A 22,768-nucleotide genomic window follows, 5' to 3' on the forward strand; every position below is an offset into this window, starting at 1 on the left:
TTCGAATGTTCCGGTCTCGTCAATTCGCGACGAACGGTGACGGACTGCGTGCGTTATGTGATGTGCTGGGACCGGTCGCGACGTTCGGGGGCACGAGGGAGGGGTGCGGTATGAGCGCGGAGCAGATCCGGCGTTGGGAGTCAGGTGCGCTCGCGCACGCGGTGACCGATCCCTTCGGGCAGGGCCCCCTGCCGTGGTTCCGGGGCAGCGAGCTGTACTTCGGTGACACCGGGCAGGTCGTCCCCTGGTACGTCGACCCCGCGGTGGCCGCCGGCCAGAGCCCCCGCCTCCGCGGCAACGGCGGCCCGCGCACCGCCGACGACGTGCACCGCCAGATCAAGGGGTTCGCCTCCACCGGAGCCGTCGCGCCCGGCGAGGCCATCGACTTCCACATCACCGTCGACCCGCCCCAGCAGTTCTCCGTCGACGTCTACCGCATCGGCCACTACGGCGGCGACGGCGCCTCCAAGATCACCACCAGCCCCCGGCTGTCCGGCATCGTCCAGCCGCCCCCCCTCACCGCCGACCGCACCGTCTCCTGCCACCACTGGTGGCTTTCCTGGCGGCTCCAGGTCCCCTCCTACTGGAGCATCGGCGCGTACGTGGCCGTCCTCACCACCGCCGACGGCTACCGCTCCCACATCCCCTTCACGGTCCGCGACGACCACCCGGCCGACCTGCTCCTGCTGCTGCCCGACATCACCTGGCAGGCCTACAACCTCTACCCCGAGGACGGCCGGACCGGCGCCAGCCTCTACCACGCCTGGGACGACGAGGGCCGCCTCCTCGGCGAGCAGGACGCGGCCATCACCGTCTCCTTCGACCGCCCCTACGCCGGCGCGGGCCTGCCCCTGCACGTCGGCCACGCCTACGACTTCATCCGCTGGGCCGAGCGCTACGGCTACGACCTCGCCTACGCCGACACCCGCGACCTGCACGCCGGCCGCATCGACCCCTCCCGCTACCGCGGCCTGGTCTTCCCCGGCCACGACGAGTACTGGTCGGCGCCGATGCGCCGCACCGTCGAGCGGGCCCGCGACCACGGCACCTCCCTCGTCTTCCTCTCCGCCAACACCATGTACTGGCAGGTCGAGCTGGCCCCCTCCCCCTCCGGGGTCGAGGACCGGCTCCTCACCTGCCGAAAACGCCGCGGCCCCGGCCGCCCCAGCCTCTGGCGCGAAGTGGACCGCCCGGAGCAGCAACTGCTCGGCATCCAGTACGCGGGGCGCGTCCCCGAGCCCGCGCCCCTGATCGTGCGCAACGCCACCCACTGGCTCTGGGACTCCACCGGAGCCGCCGAGAACGATGAGCTGCCAGGACTGGTCGCGGGCGAGGCCGACCGGTACTTCCCGCGCACCCAGCTCCCCGAGCACCAGGACCGGATCCTGCTCGCGCACTCCCCGTACGAGGACAGCGAGGGCCACCGCCGCCACCAGGAGACCTCCCTCTACCGGGCACCCAGCGGCGCGCTCGTCTTCGCCTCCGGCACCTTCGCCTGGTCCCCGGCCCTGGACCGGCCCGGGCACGTGGACGAGCGGGTCCAGCGGGCCACCGCCAATCTCCTCGACCGGATCTGCAAGCGCGACTGACCCCCCTGCCCGGGTCACCGGCTCCCGTGCGGGAGAATGGGCCAGCGCTCGTCGCTCGTACAGACCCACAGGGAGACTCCGTGCCCGGATTCGTCGAAAAGCCCGAGCCGGTCCAGGTGCCCGGCCTCGTCCACCTCCACACCGGCAAGGTCCGCGACCTCTACCGCGACGAGGACGGCAACCTCGTCATGGTCGCCAGCGACCGCATCTCCGCCGCCGACTGGGTGCTGCCCACCGAGATCCCGGACAAGGGCCGCATCCTCACGCAGCTCTCCCTCTGGTGGTTCGACCAGCTCGCGGACCTCGTCCCGAACCACGTGATCAGCACCGAACTGCCCGCCGGCGCCCCCGCCGACTGGGCCGGCCGCACCCTGGTCTGCCAGAACCTGGAGATGGTCCCGGTCGAGTGCGTGGCCCGCGGCTACCTCACCGGCTCCGGCCTCGCCGAGTACAAGCAGACCCGTACGGTCTGCGGACTCGCCCTCCCCGAGGGCCTCGTGGACGGCTCCGAGCTGCCCGCCCCGATCTTCACCCCGGCCGCCAAGGCCGAGGTCGGCGACCACGACGAGAACGTCTCGTACGAGGAGGTCGCGCGCACCACCGGCGCCGAGACGGCCGCGCGGCTGCGCCAGACCACCCTGGCCGTGTACGGCCGGGCCCGGGACATCGCCCGCGACCGCGGGATCATCCTGGCGGACACCAAGTTCGAGTTCGGCTTCGCGCCCGACGGCACGCTCGTCGCCGCCGACGAGGTGCTGACCCCGGACTCCTCCCGCTTCTGGCCCGCCGACCAGTGGGAGCCGGGCCACAGCCAGCCCTCCTTCGACAAGCAGTACGTGCGCGACTGGCTCGCCTCCCCGGCCTCCGGCTGGAACTCCAAGGGTGAACTCCCGCCGCCGGTCCTCCCGCAGGAGGTCGTCGAGCAGACCCGCGCCAAGTACGTCGAGGCGTACGAGCGGCTCACCGGCCAGACCTGGTCCTGAGGAACGAAGAAGCCCCCGGTCCGAGGACCGGGGGCTTCTTGCATTACAGAGCGGACAACGCGACTCGAACGCGCGACATCCACCTTGGCAAGGTGGTGCTCTACCAACTGAGCTATGTCCGCATGCGCCGTAACGCGAGACCTACTATACCCAACCTCGCTCGCGTGCGAGACGCACTGCCGTGTGACGGTTCTCCGCACCCAGCTTCGTCGCCGCCGAGGACAGGTAGTTGCGCACCGTCCCCTGCGACAGCGAGGCCCGCTCCGCGATCTCCGCGATCGGGGCTCCGTCCCCCGCGAGTTCCAGCACTTCCGCCTCGCGGGCGGTCAGCGGAGAGTCCCCCGCGCTGATCGCGTCGGCCGCCAACTCCGGGTCCACGTAACGGCCTCCGGCCTGCACGGTACGGATCAGCTCGGCCAGCCGCTGCGCCGAAACCGTCTTCGGGGCGAAGGCCCGCACGCCCGCGGTGAGAGCCCGCTTCAGGTGCCCGGGGCGGCCGTGACTCGTCACGATCATGACCTTGCAGTCGGGGAGTTCGGCCCGCAGGGATGTGGCCACGCTCACACCGTCCGCCCCCGGCATCTGCAGGTCCAGCACCGCCACGTCCGGCCGGTGCGCCCGCGCCATGGCGAGCGCCTCCGGACCCGTGGCCGCCTCGGCGACGACCAGCAGATCGTCCTCCAGGGCCAGCAGCGCGGCGAGCGCTCCCCGGATCAGGTGCTCGTCGTCGGCCAGCAGTACGCGTACGGGGCTCATGCCCGCGCCTCCAGTCGTTGCAGTTCCCGGCCCGGGACCACGGCCGTCAGCCGGTACCGGCCGCCGCCCACCAGGCCGGCGTCCAGCGTGCCGTCCACCACCGCGAGCCGCTCCCGCAGCCCGGTGAGTCCCGAGCCCGGCGGCCCGGCCGGTGCCTCGGGGGCGCCGTCGTTCTCCACCAGCAGCGTCAGCCGGGCCGGGCCCCCCGCCTCGGGCGCCGTCTCCGTGAGGCGGATCACGCAGTTGCGCGCGTCCCCGTGCCGCAGCACGTTCGTCGTCGCCTCGCGCACCACCCAGCCGAGCGCCGACTGCACCTCGGAGGGCAGTGCTTCGCGTCCCGCCTCCATCTCGACCCGGCAGTCCATTCCGGCCGCGGACAGCACCCCGCGCGCGCCTTCAAGCTCCGCCGCGAGGTCCGCCTCCCGGTATCCGCGGACCACGTCCCGGACCTCCTTCTGCGACTCCCGGGCGATCCGCTGCACCTCGACCATCTGGTCCACCGCCTCGGGGCGCCCGCGCCGGGCCAGCTGGACCGCCAGCTCGCTCTTGAGAGCGATCACCGCGAGGTTGCGGCCCATCACGTCGTGCAGGTCCCGGCCGAAGCGCAGCCGCTCCTCGGCCACCGCCAGCTGGGCCTGGAGCTCCCGGGCGTGGTCCAGCTCGTAGACCGTCTTCAGCAGCCAGGCCGAGAAACCGCAGGCCACGGCGAGCAATCCGCTGGTCAGGAGGATGCCGACCCCGTAGCCGACGGCCTCCCCGCCGGGGTTGCCGGCCGCCAGGGCCGCGCCCGCCGTCGCCACGGCCGCGCCGGGTGCGACGTAGGTCATGTGGCGGACCCGGCGCAGGGTCAGCGTCAGGGAACCGGTGGCGAAGGCCACCATGTTGGCGACGAGGGCCGGGGTCACACCCTCGTGGGTGATGGTGCCGGCGGACCGCAGGACCAGCGCGGTGGCCGACAGTACGCAGGTCAGCGCGAGGAGGGCCACGGCGAGTCGGACGGGCCGCTCGCGGCGCCCGAGCACCCAGTCCAGCGCCCTGGAGGACAGGATCCCGCACAGGGCGACCTGCGCGCCGACGGGCAGCAGCCAGAAGAGGGCCGCCCGGCCCTCGGGCACGAGCCCGACCAGGACCGCGAAAGCTTCCAGCACCACGAAGAAGTGGAAGGACCAGCGCGTGTACAGCTCGACCTTCTGCGCGCTGCTGCGGTTCTTCCACCATCCGGTCAGCCTCGACACAGCCCCGGTCCCCCCGTCGTCCTCATGCCCCAAGCCTTGCCGTGATCCTGCCGGAAGGGGAGTGGGTGTTGTCATGACCCCCGATGACATTTGTCATCGGGATCAACGGGATCAACGGGATCGTCGAGGTCGCGGAGTGGAGGGGACATACGACAAAGGCCCTGATCAATGATCAGGGCCTTTGCACTCTGAGCGGACGACGCGACTCGAACGCGCGACATCCACCTTGGCAAGGTGGTGCTCTACCAACTGAGCTACGTCCGCATACTTGCGGCGACACGAATGTCGCTGCGATGCGTGCATCACTCTACCCGATCCACCGGAGTGGTCGGTAAAGCGTGCAGAGCGGGTGACAGGGATCGCACACTGCGCCTTCCCCCTGGAAGGGGGACGTTCTGCTACTGAACTACACCCGCACGACCTTCGAGGCTTTGACCTGCGGTCTGGCCCCTCGGCGTGATCCACACACTAGCGGACCCATGGGGGTGGATGGCAAATCGGCACTCAGTGGGCGCTGTTGTACGCCTCGTAGACCCTCTTGGGGATCCGGCCGCGCGGCGGCACGTCCAGCTGGTTCGACCGCGCCCAGGCGCGCACGACCGCGGGGTCCGGGGCGATGGCCGTGTGCTTGAAGGTCTTCCCGGAACGGGACTGGCGACGGCCCGCCGCCACGAAGGGGGCGAGGCTCTTCCGCAGTTTCTTTGCGTTCGCCAGATTGAGGTCGATCTCGTACGACTTACCGTCCAGCCCGAAGGTGACCGTTTCCGCCGCTTCCCCGCCGTCGATGTCGTCGGAGATCGTGACTACTACGCGCTGCGCCACGTATATCGGTCCCTTCGTGCGACACCGCTCCGCCCTGACGTGCGGCGATGTCGCCTGTGTGGATGTTTCGGAGCAATGCAACTTTCTGCCCCCGTCGCGAAGCGACAAATGCCACCGCCCGGGAGGATTCCTTTGTACCCCGATTCTCATTGTATTGCGAAGCCCAGTTAATTCTCTCCGCGTGTCCCACCGCAATGTCGAGTGCGTGGTTTTCCGGTGGATTTTGCGAAGCGTTGGTGAAGCCGAAACCGCCGGGAGATGACGGCCAAGGGATATCTACCCGCGTAGAAATTTTGGCCGGGTACGCTGAGGGAACCGCCTTCGCACCAACCACCTCATCGGGAGTGCCAGTGGCACGCGTCGTAGTCGACGTCATGCTCAAGCCGGAGATCCTCGACCCCCAGGGCCAGGCGGTGCAGCGTGCACTGCCGCGTCTGGGCTTCGATGGGATCGCCGACGTCCGCCAGGGGAAGCGTTTCGAGCTGGAAGTGGAGGGACCGGTCGACCAGGCCGCCCTCGACCGCATCCACAAGATGGCCGAAACGTTCCTCGCCAACACCGTCATCGAAGACTTCACCGTGAAGGTCGAGGCCTGACGGTGACCACACGCATCGGAGTCGTCACGTTCCCCGGAACGCTCGACGACCGTGACTCGCTGCGCGCCGTCCGCCTCGCGGGGGCCGAGCCGGTCTCGCTCTGGCACCGCGACAAGGACCTGCACCAGGTCGACGCGGTCGTCCTCGCGGGCGGGTTCTCCTACGGGGACTATCTGCGCGCCGGAGCCATCTCCCGGTTCTCGCCGGTGATGGAGACCATCATCGAGCAGGCCAAGGGCGGCATGCCCGTCCTCGGCATCTGCAACGGCTTCCAGGTCCTCACCGAGGCCCACCTGCTGCCGGGGGCGATGCTCCGCAACAACCACCTGCACTTCATCTGCCGCGACCAGAAGCTGCGGGTGGAGAACGCGGAGACCGCGTGGACCGGCGACTACACCGCCGGCCAGGAGATCTCCGTACCGCTCAAGAACATGGACGGCCGGTACGTCGCCGACGAGCGCACGCTCGACGAACTGGAGGCCGACGGCCGAGTGGCCTTCCGGTACCTAGACGTCAACCCGAACGGTTCGCTGCGCGACATCGCCGGCATCACCAACGCCGCGGGCAACGTCGTCGGCCTCATGCCGCACCCCGAGCACGCGGTCGAGCCCCTGATCGGGACGGGCCGCACCGACGGTCTGCCGTTCTTCACCTCGGTCCTGAAGAAGCTGGTCAGCGCATGAGCCTCGACACCGTCAAGAACGCCACCGAGACCCCGGACGCCTCCCAGCCCTGGAAGGAACTCGGCCTCAAGGAGGACGAGTACGCCCGGATCCGCGAGATCCTCGGCCGTCGTCCCACCGGCGCCGAGCTCGCCATGTACTCGGTCATGTGGTCCGAGCACTGCTCGTACAAGAGCAGCAAGGTCCACCTCGCCCAGTTCGGCAAGAAGGCCCCCAAGAACGACGCCATGCTCGTCGGCATCGGCGAGAACGCCGGCGTCGTCGATGTCGGCCAGGGCTACGCGGTCACCTTCAAGGTCGAGTCGCACAACCACCCCTCGTACATCGAGCCCTACCAGGGCGCGGCCACCGGCATCGGCGGCATCGTCCGCGACATCCTGGCCATGGGCGCCCGCCCGGTCGCCGTCGTGGACCCGCTGCGCTTCGGCGCGGCCGACCACCCCGACACCAAGCGCGTCCTGCCGGGCGTGGTCGCGGGCATCGGCGGCTACGGCAACTGCCTGGGCCTGCCCAACATCGGCGGCGAGGTCGTCTTCGACGCCTGCTACCAGGGCAACCCGCTGGTCAACGCCGGCTGCATCGGCGTCATGAAGCACGAGGACATCCACCTCGCCAAGGCCTCCGGCCCCGGCAACAAGGTCATCCTCTACGGCGCCCGCACCGGCGGCGACGGCATCGGCGGCGTCTCGGTCCTCGCGTCCGAGACCTTCGACGACACCAAGCCCACCAAGCGCCCCGCCGTCCAGGTCGGCGACCCCTTCCAGGAGAAGCTCCTCATCGAGTGCACCCTGGAGATCTTCAAGGAGAAGCTGGTCGCGGGCATCCAGGACCTCGGCGGCGCCGGGCTCTCCTGCGCGACCTCCGAGCTCGCCTCCGCCGGCTCCGGCGGCATGCGCGTCGAGCTCGACACCGTCCCGCTGCGCGACGCGACGCTCTCGCCCGAGGAAATCCTCATGAGCGAGTCGCAGGAGCGCATGTGCGCGATCGTCGAGCCGCAGTACGTCGACCGCTTCATGGAGATCTGCGAGAAGTGGGACGTCATCGCCACCGTCATCGGTGAGGTGACCGACGGCGAGCGCCTGGAGATCTTCTGGCACGGCGAGCAGATCGTGGACGTGCCCCCGGGCACCGTCGCCCACGAGGGCCCGGTCTACAACCGTCCGTACGCCCGCCCCTCCTGGCAGGACGCGCTCCAGGCGGACGACGCCGGCAAGCTGCCCCGCCCGCAGACCTCCGAGGAGCTCCGCGCGCAGGTCCTGGCCCTGGTCTCCTCCCCGAACCAGGCGTCGAAGTCCTGGATCACCGACCAGTACGACCGCTTCGTGCAGGGCAACACCGTCCTGTCGCAGCCCGAGGACGCGGGCATGGTCCGCATCGACGAGGAGTCCAACCTCGGCGTCGCCATGGCCACGGACGGCAACGGCCGCTTCGCGAAGCTCGACCCGTACACGGGCGCGCAGCTGGCCCTGGCCGAGTCCTACCGCAACGTCGCCGCGACCGGCGCCAAGCCCCTCGCGATCTCCGACTGCCTGAACTTCGGCTCCCCCGAGGACCCGGACGTCATGTGGCAGTTCGCCGAAGCCTGCCGCGGTCTCGCGGACGGCTGCCTGGAGCTGGGCACCCCGGTGACCGGCGGCAACGTCTCGCTCTACAACCAGACCGGCGAGACCGCGATCCACCCGACCCCGGTCGTGGCGGTCCTCGGCGTGATCGACGACGTCAACCGCCGTACGCCGATGGCGTTCGCGGAGGCCGGCCAGCTGCTGTACCTGCTCGGCGACACGGCCGAGGAGTTCGGCGGTTCCGCCTGGTCCGAGGTCGTCCACAACCACCTGGGCGGCATGCCGCCGAAGGTGGACCTGGGCCGCGAGAAGCTGCTCGGCGAGATCCTGATCTCGGCCTCGCGCGACGGCATGATCGACGCCGCGCACGACCTGTCCGACGGCGGCGTGATCCAGGCGCTCACCGAGTCCTGCCTGCGCGGCGGCAACGGTGCGCGGATCGTGGTGCCCGAGGGCCTGGACGCCTTCACCTTCCTGTTCTCCGAGTCGGCCGGCCGGGCCATCGTGTCCGTCCCCCGCAGCGAGGAACTCCGCTTCACCGACATGTGCGGCGCCCGGGGCCTCCCGGCCGCGCGCATCGGCGTGGTGGACGGCGAGGAGATCGAGATCCAGGGCGAGTTCACCCTCCCCCTGGCCGAGCTCCGCACCGCCCACGAGGGGACGATCCCGGCGCTCCTCGCCTGATCACCGCTCTTCTCGTACGAGCCCCCGTTCGGAGTTCTCCGGGCGGGGGCTCGTGGTTTCCGGCATGATGCCCGCACTGACGACGGGGGGACACATGTCCGAGAACAGGGGCCGAAGAATCGGTCCGGTCGGGGTGCTGGCGATCGTGGCCGCCGTGGGCGTGGGCGGCTGGTTCCTGTACGACTGGAACCAGACCCGCATGGAGCGCGCGGACAGCCGGGCGCAGATCAACGAAGCCTGCCAGGGCCTGGTGGACCCGGATCGGGTGATGCGGCTCGCGGGCCACGCGGACAAGGTTGACGCGGGCGAGCGGGGCGAGCACCTGTGCGTGCTGCGCCGCGCGAGCACGTTCGAGGGGCAGGAGGACATGCAGGAGTTCTTCTCGCTCACCGTGGTCAGCTCCCACGGCGCCGACCCGGGCGAGAGCGGGTTCGACCACGCCGGCGGCCGCAATGTGGCGGTGACGGCGAAGTGCGCCACTCCGGTCGAGGGCACCGGGGTGACCTCCGTCCGGGTCACGGCCGCTTCCGAGCTTGAGCGCGTGGACGCCCTCGACCCCCGGGAACTGGCCGCGCTGGCCCGGGAGGCCGCCCTGCGATCGGCCGCCCGGCAGCGTTGCGAGACCGTCGTGCCAGAGGTGCCGCAGGCGCTCGGCCGCTGAGGTCCGGCAGTTGGGATTCCGGCCGCCGGTGTTCGGCCGCGCCGCGCCCGGCGGCGTAGGGTCGGCCCCATGCCGCCCGCCAGGAAGAAGCCGCGTACGTACGACCCCGCGAAGATCCGTACGGCCGTCACCGCACAGTTCGCGCATGTCGCCGAAGCAGTACGGGAGTTGAGCCCCGAGCAGCTCGCACTGCCCAGTGGGCTCGGGGAGTGGAGCGTGGCCGACCTCGCCGCGCACATCGCCTGGATCGCCGACTCGATGGCCGCCGGGCTCGCCCGGCCGCCCGCCGCCGTCGCCGAACTGCCCGCCGTCGAGTGGCCCTTCGCCACCGCCTCCCTCGCCGGGAAGATCTCCGAGGCGGCCAGGGAGACCCTGAGCGGGGCCCCGCTGCCCGAGCTGTACGAGCGGGCCGGAGCCCGGATGGCCGAGGAGCTGGCGGCGAACCCGGGCAGCCGCGTGCTGGACCTGTGGATCGGCGACATGACCCTGGCCGACTTCCTCGTCACCCGGACCGTCGAGCTCGTGGTCCACACCGACGACCTGAACCGCGCCGCCGCGCTGGACATCCCGATCGAGCGGCAGGCCCTGGCCGCCTGCACCCGCCTCCTCGCCGACGCCCTCGCGGTCAAGGCGCCGGGCGGCTCGGTGGAGGTACGGGTCCCGCCCTTCGCGGTGGTCCAGTGCATCGAGGGGCCCCGGCACACCCGCGGCACCCCGCCGAACGTGGTGGAGACCGACCCGCTGACCTGGATCCGGCTCGCCACGGGGCGTACCGGCTGGGCCGAGGCGGTGGACGCGGCCCGGGTCACGGCGAGCGGCGAGCGGGCCGACCTGTCGGCGCTGCTCCCGCTGATGAGCTGAGCCGGGCTGAGCCGGGCGGAACCGGCTGCGGCGCGGATCCGTCCCAGGGGCATGCGTACGCACCGGCACGTCCTCGCCGCCCTCGCACTCGCCGCCGCGACCACGGTCACCGCCTGCTCCGGGCACTCCCCGAGCGGCACGTCCGTGCCGCCCACCCCGGCCGGGCACTCCTGGTCGGTGCAGAGCCTGACCGTGGACGGGCGGACCCTGCGCGCGCCCGCCGCGGCGCAGCTGGCCATCGGGGACCGGCAGCCCTACGAGGCCACGGGCAACTACGGCTGCAACGGCTTCACCGCCGGGGTGACCTTCGAGAGCGACTCCGCGATGACGGTGAAGCCGGGCTCGACCACCGCGATGGCCTGCGAGGACATGGCGTTCGAGACGGCCTTCGCCGGGCTGTTCCAGGGCCGGCTGACCATCGAGGCGCAGCCCGGCCGGGTCACGCTCAGCACCGCCGAGGGGGACAGCATCACCATGACGACGGAGCCCCGTACCCCGGACGCCCCGCTCACCGCCACCACGTGGATCGTGAACTCCCTGGTCAGCGGGGGCACCGCGGCCTCGCTACCGGTCGACGCGCAGGGCAGGGCGCGGTTCACGATCGCCGCCGACGGGTCCGCGAGCGGCAGCCTCGGCTGCAACCGGTTCTCCGCCAAGGCCACCGTCGACGGCACGCGGCTCACCTTCGGGCCGCTGGTCACGACCCGGATGGCCTGCGAGGGAGCACAGGGCGAGGTCGAGCGGGCCCTGACCGAGCTCTTCGGCAGCAACCCGCTCACCTGGAAGATCCAGGGCGGCACCCTCACCCTCACCGGCCCCGGCCCCGACGCCAAGGGCATCGTGGCCGAGGCAGCCTCGGCCGCGGAGTGAGCGCGCTCCACCTGGTCCCGGCCCGCCTTGCCGCGGTAGTACTTCCAGTCCCCGCGGCGCAGCGCCCGCTCCTCGGGCCCCGCCCGATGGGCCTCGAAAGCCCCCGCCGGGGCTGCTCCCAGCCCCACGGCGGCGGCCGCGGCACCCACTGGCACGGCACCGCCGAAGGCGCGACGGGACAGCTTGCTGTTGTACGAAGACACAGGTACTCCGCAGCGCGGCTCGGCCCCTCGCCCCGGGCGGGGCGCGGGACGGCGCGCGGCACGGCGGGGCAGGGCTGGGCGGAGCGGAAAAGAGAAAAGGGGAAGGAGAGTTGCGGTTACGCAGAACAGCGACAGGTGGCGCTCGCGACACGGACCAGGTCTACGTGGCAGCGCTCGACGAGGGTGACGGAATGGTCACCGAGAGGCTGCGTGGGCCGAGAGCCTGTACGAATGTGTTCGTAGATGTCAACAAGGGCCCCGAATACCGAGACGAGGCCGTCCGGTCACCCTCTGTGCTGTGAGATTTCCCGGGCGTCCCCAATTCGGACCAGTGGTCGATCTCGCCTACACTCGGTGGTGTGCCTCGTGGTGATGGACGACTCAACCACGACCTGCTCCCCGGTGAGAAAGGCCCCCAGGACGCTTGCGGCGTCTTCGGTGTCTGGGCTCCGGGTGAAGAGGTCGCCAAGCTCACCTACTTCGGACTGTATGCGCTGCAGCACCGTGGACAAGAGTCCGCGGGAATCGCTGTGAGCAACGGTTCCCAGATCCTCGTCTTCAAGGACATGGGCCTCGTTTCCCAAGTCTTCGACGAAACCTCTCTCGGCTCGCTCCAGGGTCATATCGCGGTCGGTCACGCCCGCTACTCGACCACCGGAGCCTCCGTCTGGGAGAACGCTCAGCCGACCTTCCGTGCGACCGCCCACGGCTCCATTGCCCTGGGTCACAACGGCAACCTGGTGAACACCGCCGAGCTTGCCGAGATGGTCGCCGACCTCCCGCGTCAGGACGGCCGCGCCACCCAGGTGGCCGCGACCAATGACACCGATCTCGTGACGGCCCTGCTGGCCGGCCAGGTCGACGACGACGGCAGGCCCCTGACCATCGAGGAGTCGGCCACCAAGGTCCTCCCGCAGGTCAAGGGCGCGTTCTCGCTCGTCTTCATGGACGAGGGGACCCTCTACACCGCCCGTGACCCGCAGGGCATCCGCCCGCTGGTCCTCGGCCGCCTGGAGCGCGGCTGGGTGGTCGCGAGTGAGACCGCCGCCCTCGACATCTGCGGTGCGAGCTTCGTCCGCGAGGTCGAGCCGGGCGAGCTCATCGCGATCGACGAGAACGGTCTGCGGACCTCTCGATTCGCGGAAGCGAAGCCCAAGGGCTGTGTCTTCGAGTACGTCTACCTGGCGCGCCCGGACACCGACATCGCCGGCCGGAACGTCTACCTCTCGCGTGTCGAGATGGGCCGCCGCCTGGCCAAGGAAGCCCCGGTCGACGCCGACCTGGTGATAGCGACGCCGGAGTCCGGCACGCCCGCCGCGGTCGGATACGCCGAGGCGAGCGGGATCCCGTACGGCTCCGGCCTGGTCAAGAACGCCTACGTCGGCCGGACCTTCATCCAGCCCTCGCAGACGATCCGCCAGCTCGGCATCCGGCTGAAGCTCAACCCCCTCAAGGAAGTCATCCGGGGCAAGCGCCTGGTGGTCGTCGACGACTCGATCGTCCGCGGCAACACCCAGCGCGCCCTCGTGAAGATGCTCCGCGAGGCCGGCGCGGCGGAGGTCCACATCCGGATCTCCTCGCCGCCTGTGAAGTGGCCGTGCTTCTTCGGCATCGACTTCGCCACCCGGGCCGAGCTGATCGCCAACGGCATGACGGTCGACGAGATCGCCACGTCCCTCGGCGCGGACTCGCTCTCCTACATCTCGCTCGACGCGATGATCGAGGCGACGACCATCCAGAAGCCCAACCTCTGCCGTGCCTGCTTCGACGGCGAGTACCCGATGGAGCTGCCCGACCCGCAGCTCCTGGGCAAGCAGCTCCTGGAGACCGAGCTGGCCGGCGGCACGGACGCCGCCGACGCGCTCCGTCGTCCGTAGCTCCGGTTCAACCTGCGCCGGGCCCTGTCTTTCAAGCTTCTCCCGGGGCCCGGCACCCCACGCAGCAAACGACACGAAAGCTCTCTCCTGTCATGACAGAGAAGACCACCGGTGCCAGCTACGCAGCCGCCGGCGTCGACATCGAAGCGGGAGACCGCGCCGTCGAGTTGATGAAGGAGTGGGTGAAGAAGACGCAGCGCCCCGAGGTCCTCGGCGGCCTCGGCGGCTTCGCCGGCCTCTTCGACGCCTCCGCCCTCAAGCGCTACGAGCGTCCCCTGCTCGCCTCCGCGACCGACGGGGTCGGCACCAAGGTGGACATCGCCCGCCAGCTGGGCGTGTACGACACCATCGGCCACGACCTGGTCGCGATGGTCATGGACGACATCGTCGTCTGCGGTGCCGAGCCGCTCTTCATGACCGACTACATCTGCGTCGGCAAGGTCCACCCCGAGCGTGTCGCGGCGATCGTCAAGGGCATCGCCGAGGGCTGCGTCCTCGCCGGCTGCGCGCTGGTGGGCGGCGAGACCGCCGAGCACCCGGGCCTGCTGGGCCCGGACGACTTCGACGTGGCGGGCGCGGGCACGGGCGTCGTCGAGTACGACCGGCTGCTGGGCGCGGATCGTATCCGTACGGGCGACGCCGTCATCGCCATGGCGTCCTCCGGCCTTCACTCGAACGGGTACTCGCTGGTCCGCCACGTCCTCTTCGACCGGGCCGGGATGTCCCTGGAGGCCCACGTCGAGGAGCTCGGCCGGACCCTCGGCGAGGAGCTCCTGGAGCCCACCAAGATCTACTCGCTGGACTGCATGGCCCTCACCCGTACGGCCGAGGTCCACGCGTACTCGCACATCACGGGCGGCGGCCTCGCGGCCAACCTCGCCCGGGTGATCCCGGACCACCTGCACGCCACGGTCGACCGCTCGACCTGGACCCCCGGCGCGGTGTTCGACCTGGTCGGCAAGGCCGGCCGGGTGGAGCAGCTGGAGCTGGAGAAGACCCTGAACATGGGCGTCGGCATGATGGCCGTGGTCCCGCAGGAGTCCGTGGACGTGGCCCTGACCGCACTGGCCGACCGGGGAGTGGACGCCTGGGTCGCCGGCGAGATCCTGGACCGCGGCGACCACGCCGAGGGCGCGACCATGACCGGTTCCTACGCGAGCTGAGCAGCACGGAAACCCGGTCCGGGGCGATGCCCTGGACCGGGTTTCAATGTTTTGACCCTGTGAAGCTGTGAAGCCTTGATTCCGTGCTGGTGATCAGCTCAGCGCGTCAAGCGCCACGACGGTGTGCCGACGGACCTGACTCTTCGTCCTCGTCGTCGTCATCGCTGTTGTACAGCTCCGCGTACCGAGCGTACGGGTCATCGTCGTCATCCAGCTCGTCATCGACTTCGACCGGCTCGCTGACAGGCAGCGGTTCCGTGGTCGATGCGCCCAGCTCGTTGGCCAGACGCGACAAGTCAGTCCCGCCGCTGCTGTACTTCAGCTGGCGGGCGACCTTCGTCTGCTTGGCCTTTGCCCGGCCGCGCCCCATGGCTCGACCCCCTCGGTGACGGGGCTCGACGGCCCCAGAGTCTGACACGCGTTCATGGTTCGGAGCGGGCTCTCCGTGGAGAGACCGTCCGTAGGGGTTTAACGGTACCTGCTTCCGCGGCCATACGGTACGCCGCCCGCATGACGCGCCCCGGTGCAGTACCAGCGAGGCGCCCCGTCCTTGCTGGTCACCGCGATTTTAACGCTTTCCTGGCCCGCGACCCGCCGAAGTGCAGTGAGTTCCGTCTCGCCGCACCCCGGCGGGCGCACCCGGGAGCCCCGGGAGTTGCCTAGACCGCGCGCGCGGCGCGGGCGTCCGCCATCCGCTGCTCGGCGATCCGGTCGGCCGCGGCGGCCGGCGGGATGCCGTCCGTCTTCGCGCGAGCAAAGATCTCCAGGGTGGTGTCGAAGATCTTCGTCGCCTTGGCCTTGCAGCGGTCGAAGTCGAAACCGACGAGCTCGTCGGCGACCTGGATCACGCCGCCCGCGTTGACCACGTAGTCCGGGGCGTAGAGGATCCCGCGGTCCTGGAGGTCCTTCTCGATGCCCGGGTGCGCGAGCTGGTTGTTGGCCGCACCGCAGACGATCTTGGCGGTCAGGGCCGGCACGGTGGCGTCGTTCAGGGCGCCGCCGAGTGCGCAGGGGGCGTAGATGTCCAGGCCCTCCACGCGGATCAGCGCGTCGGTGTCGGCCACCGCGGTGACCTTGCCCGGGTGCTTGTCGAGGATCCGGCGCACGGACTCTTCCCGTACGTCCGTGATCACGACCTCGGCGCCGTCCTCCAGCAGGTGCTCGACCAGGTAGTGGCCGACCTTGCCGACGCCCGCCACCGCGACCTTGCGGCCGCGCAGGGTCGGGTCGCCCCACAGGTGCTGGGCGCTGGCGCGCATGCCCTGGAAGACGCCGAAGGCGGTGAGCACCGAGGAGTCGCCGGCGCCGCCGTTCTCGGGGGAGCGGCCGGTCGCCCAGCGGGTCTCGCGGGCCACGACGTCCATGTCCGCCACGTAGGTGCCGACGTCGCAGGCGGTCACGTAGCGGCCGCCGAGGGACTCCACGAACCGGCCGTAGGCCAGCAGGAGTTCCTCGCTCTTGAGGATGTCCGGGTCGCCGATGATCACGGCCTTGCCGCCGCCGAGGTCGAGCCCGGCGAGAGCGTTCTTGTACGACATGCCGCGCGAGAGGTTGAGCGCGTCGAGGACGGCCTCCTCGTCGGAGGCGTACGCGTGGAAGCGCGTACCGCCGAGGGCGGGGCCCAGGGCGGTGGAGTGGATCGCGATGACGGCCTTCAGGCCTGTGGCTCGGTCCTGGCACAGCACGACTTGCTCGTGGCCGCCCTGTTCCGTGCGGAACAGGGTGTGCAGGACGCCGTCGGTCATTTCGGTCACGGTGGTGACTCCCATGGAAGAGATGCGGCGGAATGACGCCCGCCCTGCGGGTGGGGGAGGGCGTGCTGGGAGCAGCGTAAGACCTGTGGGGCGCGCGTGACCGCCCTGTCCGGGGATCGGAACACTCCCGGAGTACGGGAGGCTCTCCGGCGCCCGGAGGTGAACCGGACCCCCAAAGCGGGGAGTACGAGGGCGTGAGCGAATCCCCCGATCCCAGGCTGCCCTCCGCGCGTTCCGCGCCCGCCGTCCCGTACGCCTCGTACCTGCGCGTCTACGAGCCCCTGGCGGCCTTCCGGGAGCCGGAACGCACGCACTGGGCCGACTACGCCCGCCGCGGGGTCACCCCGACCGCACAGGACGAACTGCGTCGGTCCCTGTCCGACTTGGTACGGGTGCCCGTAGTGGGGGTGCCGGCCCACGAGAGCGCGGACGCCTTCACGGCCGAGCTGGACGGGGTGCTGCTGGTCTGCCCGTGGCGCACCCGGCTGCGCGGCTGGCTGGCGCTCCAGGAGCTCGCGGAGCAGTTCCCGCCCCCGGTGCTGGACGCGGCCCTGCCGCCCGTACTGCGCCGCCGGGCGGCCGAGGAGTACGAGCGCTGGCGCGAGCGGAACCCGGACGCGCGCCCGTGGATCCGTACGGGGGTGTGGCAGGTCCCGCTGCGCTGGTTCGTGCTGGTGGCCGACGAGGAGCGGGAGTACGCGCCGGGCGAGCTGCTGCGCTACCGGACGCCGATGGTGCAGGCCCGGCGGCGCCTCGCGCGGGCGCTGCGGGCCCTGCGGGAGGCGGAGGGGTACGGGATGCTCGCGGAGGGCCTGGTGGAGGTCGGGAGCTGGCTGGAGGAGTTCCACCCGCGCTCGATGGTCGAGCTGGACTACGGCGGGCTGGTGCACGCGCTGCCGGCGGACCGGCTGGCGGCCGACCGCTCGGCGCGGGACCTGGCGGCCGGGCTGGCCGCGCTGCGGGCCGGGGACGCTTCGGGGGCGGCCGGGGCGTACGGAGAGCTGGCGGAGCGCTGGAGGGCGGTCCGGGAGAGGCTCTTCGCCAACTAGGAACCCGTCCGGCCGACACCCGACCGGGGGATCGGTCGGCCGGATGATCGGACCGGAGCCGCCCTCGCGCATCGGCCGATCGGCCGATGCGCGAGGATGTGGGTGCAAGTCACCCATCGGGTGCTTGATCATCTCATTCAGGACTTAGTTCCAGGACCTACGTCCCGATACGGGCCATTGGCCCAAGCGTGACGGACCGCACTATCTACACCCTTGCGCCCTTCCCCTACCCTCGTGCCAAAATAGGACAAGGAGTCCGGGGAGGGTTCCTTCCGCCCAACTAAGGGCGGAATGCTCGGCATTGCACGCTACGGGGGGTCTGACGACTCCTGATGGCTCTGTGACTGATCGTCACAGTGGGGTGACTGTCCGTTATGGGGCGGTCCATCGGCTTCCGCCGCTGATGAACACCTCGGAGGGCAATTCCGTCGGTTTGGCCGTCGAGGCTGGACGGATGGTGTAGTTGTAGTGCCGAGGACAAGCCGTTCGTCCTATAACCGACTCGGCCCGCGTATGTCCATTTCGGGCAACGCGGGCCAAGGTGCAGAATTTAGAGGAAAGAACCGAGATGGTTCGGTTCTCCCGAGGAGGCCGCTCATGACCGCTCGCACCCCTGATGCCGAGCCGCTGCTGACCCCGGCTGAGGTTGCCACGATGTTCCGCGTGGACCCGAAGACGGTCACTCGCTGGGCAAAGGCTGGCAAGCTCACGTCCATCCGCACCCTGGGTGGACACCGCCGTTACCGCGAGGCTGAGGTCCGCGCACTGCTTGCGGGAATTCCGCAGCAGCGCAGCGAGGCCTGAGGTCCCGCAGCACCGCTTAATACCGGGTCTATATCGGGTCCCCCAATCCGATGAAACCCACATAGCTTCATACGACCGGACCTGCCCCAACAGGTCCGACTGTCGTCGATCGCGCTGGACTCCGCCGGGTCCAGCGCGATCTTTTTTATGCCCAGGTCAGGGGGAATCGGCCCTGCGCGCGGGGGCCTGCGGGGTGGGTGCCATTGCACATATTAAATCGAGGCCGCGTATGGGCTTGATAAATGTGTGCGTCTCAAAAACTCATGTGGTGACTCCCGTCACAGGTGATCACTCTTGTTCATCCCGTAATCCACCCCGTAGGGGGACACGCGTCGTAGACCGCATCATGCGGATGGGGGATTTTCGGAGACGGCGTGCATCAGCCGATGGGTTGGCCGCTGCGGCCGGACGCCTCGGACGGCCCGCGCGTGCGGTGGCCGGGCGCTGCGCCCTCCACCCGCGGAAGTCCCGGGGAAACGCGTCAGGGCCCGCATCCCTTGCGAGATGCGGGCCCTGACGTTTCTGCGAACCTGACGGGACTTGAACCCGCGACCTCCACCTTGACAGGGTGGCGAGCTAACCAACTGCTCCACAGGTCCTTGCTGTGTTGCCGACTTCCCGGCTACGCATCAGACTGTACAGCAGCTCAGGGGGTGCGGTCGAACCCGATCACGGGGCCGCCGCGTCCACCGCCTTCACGATGCGCTTGTCGGAGATCGGATACGCCGTCCCGAGCGCGTGAGCGAAGTAGCTGACCCGCAGTTCCTCGATCATCCAGCGGATCTCGGTGACCTCGGACGGCACCGGGCACCCCTTCGGGAGCTGCTCCAGCAGCCACAGGTACTCGTCCCGCATCTCGTGGACCTTCTCCATGCGCGTGGTGTCGCGCTGGACGCCCGTCGGCATCTGCTGGAGCCGCCGGTCCGCCGCCACCAGGTAGCGCATCAGGTCGGCCAGCCTGCGCAGTCCGGTCAGCGTCACGAAACCGGCCGGCACGAGGGCCGCCAGCTGCGTCTTGACGTCCTGGAGGTTGGCGACCAGGGCCAGGCTGCTCGTGGCCTTCAGGCGGCGCTCACAGGCCTGCCAGGCGGCCAGTACCTGCTGCACCTGGCCCACCGTGCGTACGGTCGTGTCCACCAGGTCGGCGCGTACGGCCTCGTAGAGCTTGCGGAAGCCCGCCTCGTCCCACGCGGGGCCGCCGTGGTCGGCGATCAGCTTGTCGGTCGCCGCGGTCGCGCAGTCGTCGAACAGCGCCTGGATCGAGCCGTGCGGGTTCCTGGACAGGGCCAGCTTCTGCTGGTTGGTCAGGTGGTCCGAGGCGAACTTCGCCGGGTTCACCGGGATGTTCAGCAGGATGAGGCGCCGGGTGCCCAGCCACATCGCCTGCTGCTGCTCGGCCTCGGTGTCGAAGAGCCGTACGGACACGCTCGTGCCCTCGTCCACCAGCGCCGGGTACGCCTTCACCGGCTGGCCGGCCCGGCGGGTCTCGAAGACCTTGCTGAGGGTCCCGATCGTCCAGTCGGTCAGCCCGGTGCGCTCCACCGACTCCCCGCCCGCCCGCTCGGCGGTGGCCGCGGCGGCCTTGGAGAGGGCCTGGCGGGCCTTGGGCTTCAGCTGGAGCCGCAGGGCCTCCAGGTCCTTGGCCTCGGCGAGGTTCCTGCGGCGCTCGTCGACGATCCGGAAAGTGATCTTCAGGTGGTCCGGGATGCGGCCGAGGTCGAAGTCCTCGGCCGTGACCGGTACCCCGACCATCCGCTGGAGTTCCCGCGCGAGCGTCACGTGCAGGGGCTCCTGGAGGGGCACGGCGGTCGCCAGGAAGCGCGTCGCGAAGTTCGGCGCGGGCACGTAGTGCCGGCGGATCGGCTTCGGCAGCGAGCGGATCAGCTCGGTGACGACCTCCTCCCGCAGGCCCGGGATCTGCCAGTCGAAGCCCTCGTCGGTGACCTGGTTCAGCACCTGGAGCGGGATGTGGACGGTCACGCCGTCCGCGTCCGCGCCCGGCTCGAACTGGTAGGTCACCCGGAACTTCAGCTGCCCCTGCCGCCAGGAGTCCGGGTAGTCGGCCTTGGTGACACCGGCCGCCTTCTCGGTCAGCAGCATCTCGCGCTCGAAGTCGAGCAGTTCGGGCTCGTCGCGCTTCTTGTGCTTCCACCACGAGTCGAAGTGCGCCCCGGAGACCACGTGTTCGGGGATCCGCTGGTCGTAGAAGTCGAAGAGCGTCTCGTCGTCGACCACGATGTCGCGGCGCCGGGCGCGGTTCTCCAGCTCCTCGACCTCGGTCAGGAGCTTGCGGTTGTCGGCGTAGAACTTGTGGTGGGTCCGCCAGTCGCCCTCGACCAGCGCGTTGCGGATGAACAGCTCGCGCGAGACCTCGGGGTCGATGCGGCCGTAGTTGATCTTCCGCTGGGCGACGATCGGCACGCCGTACAGCGTGACCTTCTCGTACGCCATGACGGCCGCCTGGTCCTTCTCCCAGTGCGGCTCGCTGTACGTGCGCTTGATCAGGTGCTGGGCCAGCGGCTCGACCCACTCGGGCTCCACCTTGGCGTTCACCCGCGCCCACAGCCGCGAGGTCTCCACCAGCTCCGCCGACATGAGGAACTTCGGCTGCTTCTTGAAGAGCGCCGAGCCCGGGAAGACCGCGAACTTGGCGGACCGCGCGCCCAGGTACTCGTTCTTGTCGGTGTCCTTCAGGCCGATGTGCGAGAGCAGGCCGGCCAGCAGCGAGATGTGGACGCTCGTCTCGGGGGCATCGGCCTCGTTGACGTGGATGCCCATGGTCTTGGCGACTGTGCGCAACTGCGAGTAGATGTCCTGCCACTCGCGGATCCGCAGGAAGTTCAGGTACTCCTGCTTGCACATCCGGCGGAAGGCCGAGGAGCCGCGCTCCTTCTGCTGCTCCCGGATGTAGCGCCACATGTTCAGGAAGGCCAGGAAGTCGCTGGTCTCGTCCTTGAAGCGGGCGTGGTTCTGGTCGGCCTGGGTCTGCTTGTCCGAGGGCCGCTCGCGCGGGTCCTGGATGGACAGGGCCGCCGCGATGACCATGACCTCGCGCACGCAGTTGTTCTTGTCCGCCTCCACGACCATGCGGGCGAGGCGCGGGTCCACCGGGAGCTGGGAGAGCTGGCGGCCCATGGGCGTGAGCCGCTTCTTGGGATCCTTCTCCGCCGGGTCCAGCGCGCCGAGCTCCTGGAGGAGCTGCACGCCGTCGCGGATGTTGCGGTGGTCCGGCGGGTCGATGAAGGGGAACTTCTCGATCTCGCCGAGGCCGGCCGCGGTCATCTGGAGGATGACGGAGGCGAGGTTCGTACGCAGGATCTCCGCGTCCGTGAACTCGGGACGGGCGTTGAAGTCGTCCTCGGAGTACAGCCGGATGCAGATGCCGTCGCTGGTGCGGCCGCAGCGGCCCTTGCGCTGGTTGGCGCTGGCCTGCGAGATCCGCTCGATGGGGAGGCGCTGGACCTTGGTCCGGTGGCTGTAGCGGGAGATCCGGGCGGTGCCCGGGTCGATCACGTACTTGATGCCCGGGACGGTCAGCGAGGTCTCGGCGACGTTCGTGGCGAGGACGATCCGCCGCCCCGTGTGCTGCTGGAAGACGCGGTGCTGCTCGGCGTGCGAGAGGCGCGCGTACAGGGGGAGCACCTCGGTGAAGCGCAGATTGCGCTTGTTCAGGGCGTCCGCGGTGTCGCGGATCTCGCGCTCACCGGACAGGAAGACCAGGACGTCGCCCGGCCCTTCGGCCTGGAGCTCGTCCACGGCCTCGCAGATCGCGGTGATCTGGTCCCGGTCGCTGTCGTCGCCCTCCTCCTCCAGGAGCGGGCGGTAGCGGACCTCGACCGGATACGTACGGCCGCTGACCTCGACGATCGGCGCGTCCCCGAAGTGCCGGGAGAACCGCTCCGGGTCGATGGTCGCCGAAGTGATCACGACCTTGAGGTCGGGGCGCTTCGGCAGCAGCGTGGCCAGGTAGCCGAGCAGGAAGTCGATGTTCAGCGACCGCTCGTGCGCCTCGTCGATGATGATCGTGTCGTACGCGCGCAGCTCGCGGTCCGTCTGGATCTCGGCCAGCAGGATGCCGTCCGTCATCAGCTTCACGAAGGTCGCGTCCTGGTCCACCTGGTCGGTGAACCGGACCTTCCAGCCGACCGTCTGCCCGATCTCGGACTTCAGCTCCTCCGCGATGCGCTCAGCGACCGTGCGGGCCGCGATCCGGCGGGGCTGGGTGTGCCCGATCATGCCCCGGACCCCGCGGCCCAGCTCCATGCAGATCTTGGGGATCTGCGTGGTCTTGCCGGAGCCGGTCTCGCCCGCGACGATCACGACCTGGTGGTCGCGTATCGCCTCGGCGATCTCGTCCTTCTTCTGGCTGACGGGCAGGTTCTCGGGATACGTGACCTCCGGCATCCGCGAGGCACGGCCGGCCAGTCGCTCGGCGGCCTTCGCGGCCTCCGCGGCGATCTCGTCGAGCACGGCCTGCTTGGCCTCGGGCTTTCGGATACGGCGGGCGCCTTCGAGGCGGCGGCCGAGGCGGTGCGCGTCACGGAGGGAGATCTCACCGAGAAGCGTCTGCAGGGCGGCGAAGGAAGTAGACATACCTGGTCGAGGATCTCACCTGG

Annotated in this window: 19 protein-coding genes and 4 tRNA genes; 12 read left to right on the top strand and 11 right to left on the bottom strand. The window is 70.0% G+C overall.

Going from position 1 to position 22,768, the window contains the following annotated elements; genetic code table 11:
- Window positions 1–110: 110 nt before the first annotated feature.
- Window positions 111–1,589, top strand: a complete 1,479-nt coding sequence (locus AB0M99_RS26245) for a N,N-dimethylformamidase beta subunit family domain-containing protein (RefSeq protein WP_365924477.1) — start codon at window positions 111–113, stop codon at window positions 1,587–1,589.
- An 80-nt stretch (window positions 1,590–1,669) separates the two neighbouring features.
- Window positions 1,670–2,572, top strand: a complete 903-nt coding sequence (locus AB0M99_RS26250) for a phosphoribosylaminoimidazolesuccinocarboxamide synthase (protein WP_365924479.1) — start codon at window positions 1,670–1,672, stop codon at window positions 2,570–2,572.
- 49 nt (window positions 2,573–2,621) lie between these two features.
- On the opposite strand, the gene AB0M99_RS26255 is transcribed toward AB0M99_RS26250, so the two are convergent.
- The 6 genes from AB0M99_RS26255 to AB0M99_RS26280 all read right to left on the bottom strand — a co-directional run bounded on the left by AB0M99_RS26255 (window position 2,622) and on the right by AB0M99_RS26280 (window position 5,385).
- A tRNA-Gly gene (locus tag AB0M99_RS26255) sits at window positions 2,622–2,694 on the bottom strand.
- A gap of 22 nt (window positions 2,695–2,716) precedes the next feature.
- Window positions 2,717–3,328, bottom strand: coding sequence for a response regulator transcription factor (locus AB0M99_RS26260; RefSeq protein WP_365924481.1), 612 nt, complete (start codon window positions 3,326–3,328; stop codon window positions 2,717–2,719).
- On the bottom strand, window positions 3,325–4,563 hold the full coding sequence (locus AB0M99_RS26265) for a histidine kinase (RefSeq protein ID WP_365924483.1): 1,239 nt from the start codon (window positions 4,561–4,563) through the stop codon (window positions 3,325–3,327). The genes AB0M99_RS26260 and AB0M99_RS26265 overlap by 4 nt, the downstream gene beginning before the upstream one ends.
- Window positions 4,564–4,754: 191 nt before the next feature.
- Window positions 4,755–4,827 (bottom strand) — tRNA-Gly (locus AB0M99_RS26270).
- An 80-nt stretch (window positions 4,828–4,907) separates the two neighbouring features.
- Window positions 4,908–4,979, bottom strand: a tRNA-Gly gene (locus tag AB0M99_RS26275).
- 88 nt (window positions 4,980–5,067) lie between these two features.
- On the bottom strand, window positions 5,068–5,385 hold the full coding sequence (locus AB0M99_RS26280) for an Lsr2 family protein (RefSeq protein ID WP_365924485.1): 318 nt from the start codon (window positions 5,383–5,385) through the stop codon (window positions 5,068–5,070).
- Between the two features lie 350 nt (window positions 5,386–5,735).
- Between AB0M99_RS26280 and purS the strand changes: the two genes are divergently transcribed.
- The 6 genes from purS (at window position 5,736) to AB0M99_RS26310 (ending at window position 11,302) form a co-directional block, all read left to right on the top strand.
- On the top strand, window positions 5,736–5,981 hold the full coding sequence (gene purS / locus AB0M99_RS26285) for a phosphoribosylformylglycinamidine synthase subunit PurS (RefSeq protein ID WP_042801325.1): 246 nt from the start codon (window positions 5,736–5,738) through the stop codon (window positions 5,979–5,981).
- A gap of 2 nt (window positions 5,982–5,983) precedes the next feature.
- Entirely contained in the window at window positions 5,984–6,664 is a 681-nt protein-coding gene (gene purQ / locus AB0M99_RS26290) for a phosphoribosylformylglycinamidine synthase subunit PurQ (protein WP_365924487.1), read from the top strand.
- Entirely contained in the window at window positions 6,661–8,910 is a 2,250-nt protein-coding gene (gene purL / locus AB0M99_RS26295) for a phosphoribosylformylglycinamidine synthase subunit PurL (RefSeq protein ID WP_365924489.1), read from the top strand. The genes purQ and purL overlap by 4 nt, the downstream gene beginning before the upstream one ends.
- A 94-nt stretch (window positions 8,911–9,004) precedes the next feature.
- Window positions 9,005–9,571, top strand: coding sequence for a hypothetical protein (locus tag AB0M99_RS26300; RefSeq protein WP_365924491.1), 567 nt, complete (start codon window positions 9,005–9,007; stop codon window positions 9,569–9,571).
- Window positions 9,572–9,640: 69 nt separating this feature from the next.
- On the top strand, window positions 9,641–10,432 hold the full coding sequence (locus AB0M99_RS26305) for a sterol carrier family protein (RefSeq protein WP_365924493.1): 792 nt from the start codon (window positions 9,641–9,643) through the stop codon (window positions 10,430–10,432).
- A gap of 51 nt (window positions 10,433–10,483) precedes the next feature.
- Window positions 10,484–11,302 (top strand): META domain-containing protein, encoded by an 819-nt coding sequence (locus tag AB0M99_RS26310; RefSeq protein WP_365924495.1) that lies wholly within the window; start codon window positions 10,484–10,486, stop codon window positions 11,300–11,302.
- 319 nt (window positions 11,303–11,621) lie between these two features.
- Here AB0M99_RS26310 and AB0M99_RS26315 read toward each other — a convergent pair whose 3' ends face one another.
- The gene (locus AB0M99_RS26315) at window positions 11,622–11,750 is read right to left on the bottom strand and encodes a putative leader peptide (RefSeq protein ID WP_365924545.1); all 129 of its coding nucleotides are present in this window, start codon (window positions 11,748–11,750) and stop codon (window positions 11,622–11,624) included.
- Between the two features lie 114 nt (window positions 11,751–11,864).
- Here AB0M99_RS26315 and purF point away from each other — a divergent pair, with 114 nt between their 5' ends.
- Together purF and purM are read left to right on the top strand one after the other, a co-directional pair.
- Entirely contained in the window at window positions 11,865–13,382 is a 1,518-nt protein-coding gene (gene purF / locus AB0M99_RS26320) for an amidophosphoribosyltransferase (protein ID WP_365924497.1), read from the top strand.
- 92 nt (window positions 13,383–13,474) lie between these two features.
- The gene (purM, locus tag AB0M99_RS26325; protein ID WP_365924499.1) at window positions 13,475–14,545 is read left to right on the top strand and encodes a phosphoribosylformylglycinamidine cyclo-ligase; all 1,071 of its coding nucleotides are present in this window, start codon (window positions 13,475–13,477) and stop codon (window positions 14,543–14,545) included.
- Between the two features lie 106 nt (window positions 14,546–14,651).
- On the opposite strand, the gene AB0M99_RS26330 is transcribed toward purM, so the two are convergent.
- Both AB0M99_RS26330 and AB0M99_RS26335 read right to left on the bottom strand, forming a co-directional pair.
- The gene (locus tag AB0M99_RS26330; protein ID WP_365924501.1) at window positions 14,652–14,915 is read right to left on the bottom strand and encodes a DUF3073 domain-containing protein; all 264 of its coding nucleotides are present in this window, start codon (window positions 14,913–14,915) and stop codon (window positions 14,652–14,654) included.
- A 289-nt stretch (window positions 14,916–15,204) separates the two neighbouring features.
- Complete coding sequence (locus tag AB0M99_RS26335; RefSeq protein ID WP_365924503.1) at window positions 15,205–16,299, bottom strand: Glu/Leu/Phe/Val dehydrogenase dimerization domain-containing protein; 1,095 nt, start codon at window positions 16,297–16,299, stop codon at window positions 15,205–15,207.
- A 194-nt stretch (window positions 16,300–16,493) separates the two neighbouring features.
- On the opposite strand from AB0M99_RS26335, the gene AB0M99_RS26340 reads away from it, so the two are divergent.
- Both AB0M99_RS26340 and bldC read left to right on the top strand, forming a co-directional pair.
- On the top strand, window positions 16,494–17,348 hold the full coding sequence (locus AB0M99_RS26340; protein ID WP_365924505.1) for a hypothetical protein: 855 nt from the start codon (window positions 16,494–16,496) through the stop codon (window positions 17,346–17,348).
- Window positions 17,349–17,945: 597 nt separating this feature from the next.
- On the top strand, window positions 17,946–18,152 hold the full coding sequence (gene bldC, locus AB0M99_RS26345; protein ID WP_003949541.1) for a developmental transcriptional regulator BldC: 207 nt from the start codon (window positions 17,946–17,948) through the stop codon (window positions 18,150–18,152).
- A gap of 525 nt (window positions 18,153–18,677) precedes the next feature.
- Here the strand turns inward: bldC and AB0M99_RS26350 are convergent.
- Window positions 18,678–18,751, bottom strand: a tRNA-Asp gene (locus tag AB0M99_RS26350).
- 70 nt (window positions 18,752–18,821) lie between these two features.
- Window positions 18,822–22,745 carry an ATP-dependent RNA helicase HrpA gene (gene hrpA / locus AB0M99_RS26355; RefSeq protein ID WP_365924507.1) on the bottom strand — a complete coding sequence of 1,308 codons (3,924 nt, stop codon included), beginning with the start codon at window positions 22,743–22,745 and terminating at the stop codon, window positions 18,822–18,824.
- Window positions 22,746–22,768 lie beyond the last annotated feature (23 nt).

Source organism: Streptomyces sp. NPDC051183 (assembly GCF_040682455.1).
Lineage (GTDB): Bacteria > Actinomycetota > Actinomycetes > Streptomycetales > Streptomycetaceae > Streptomyces.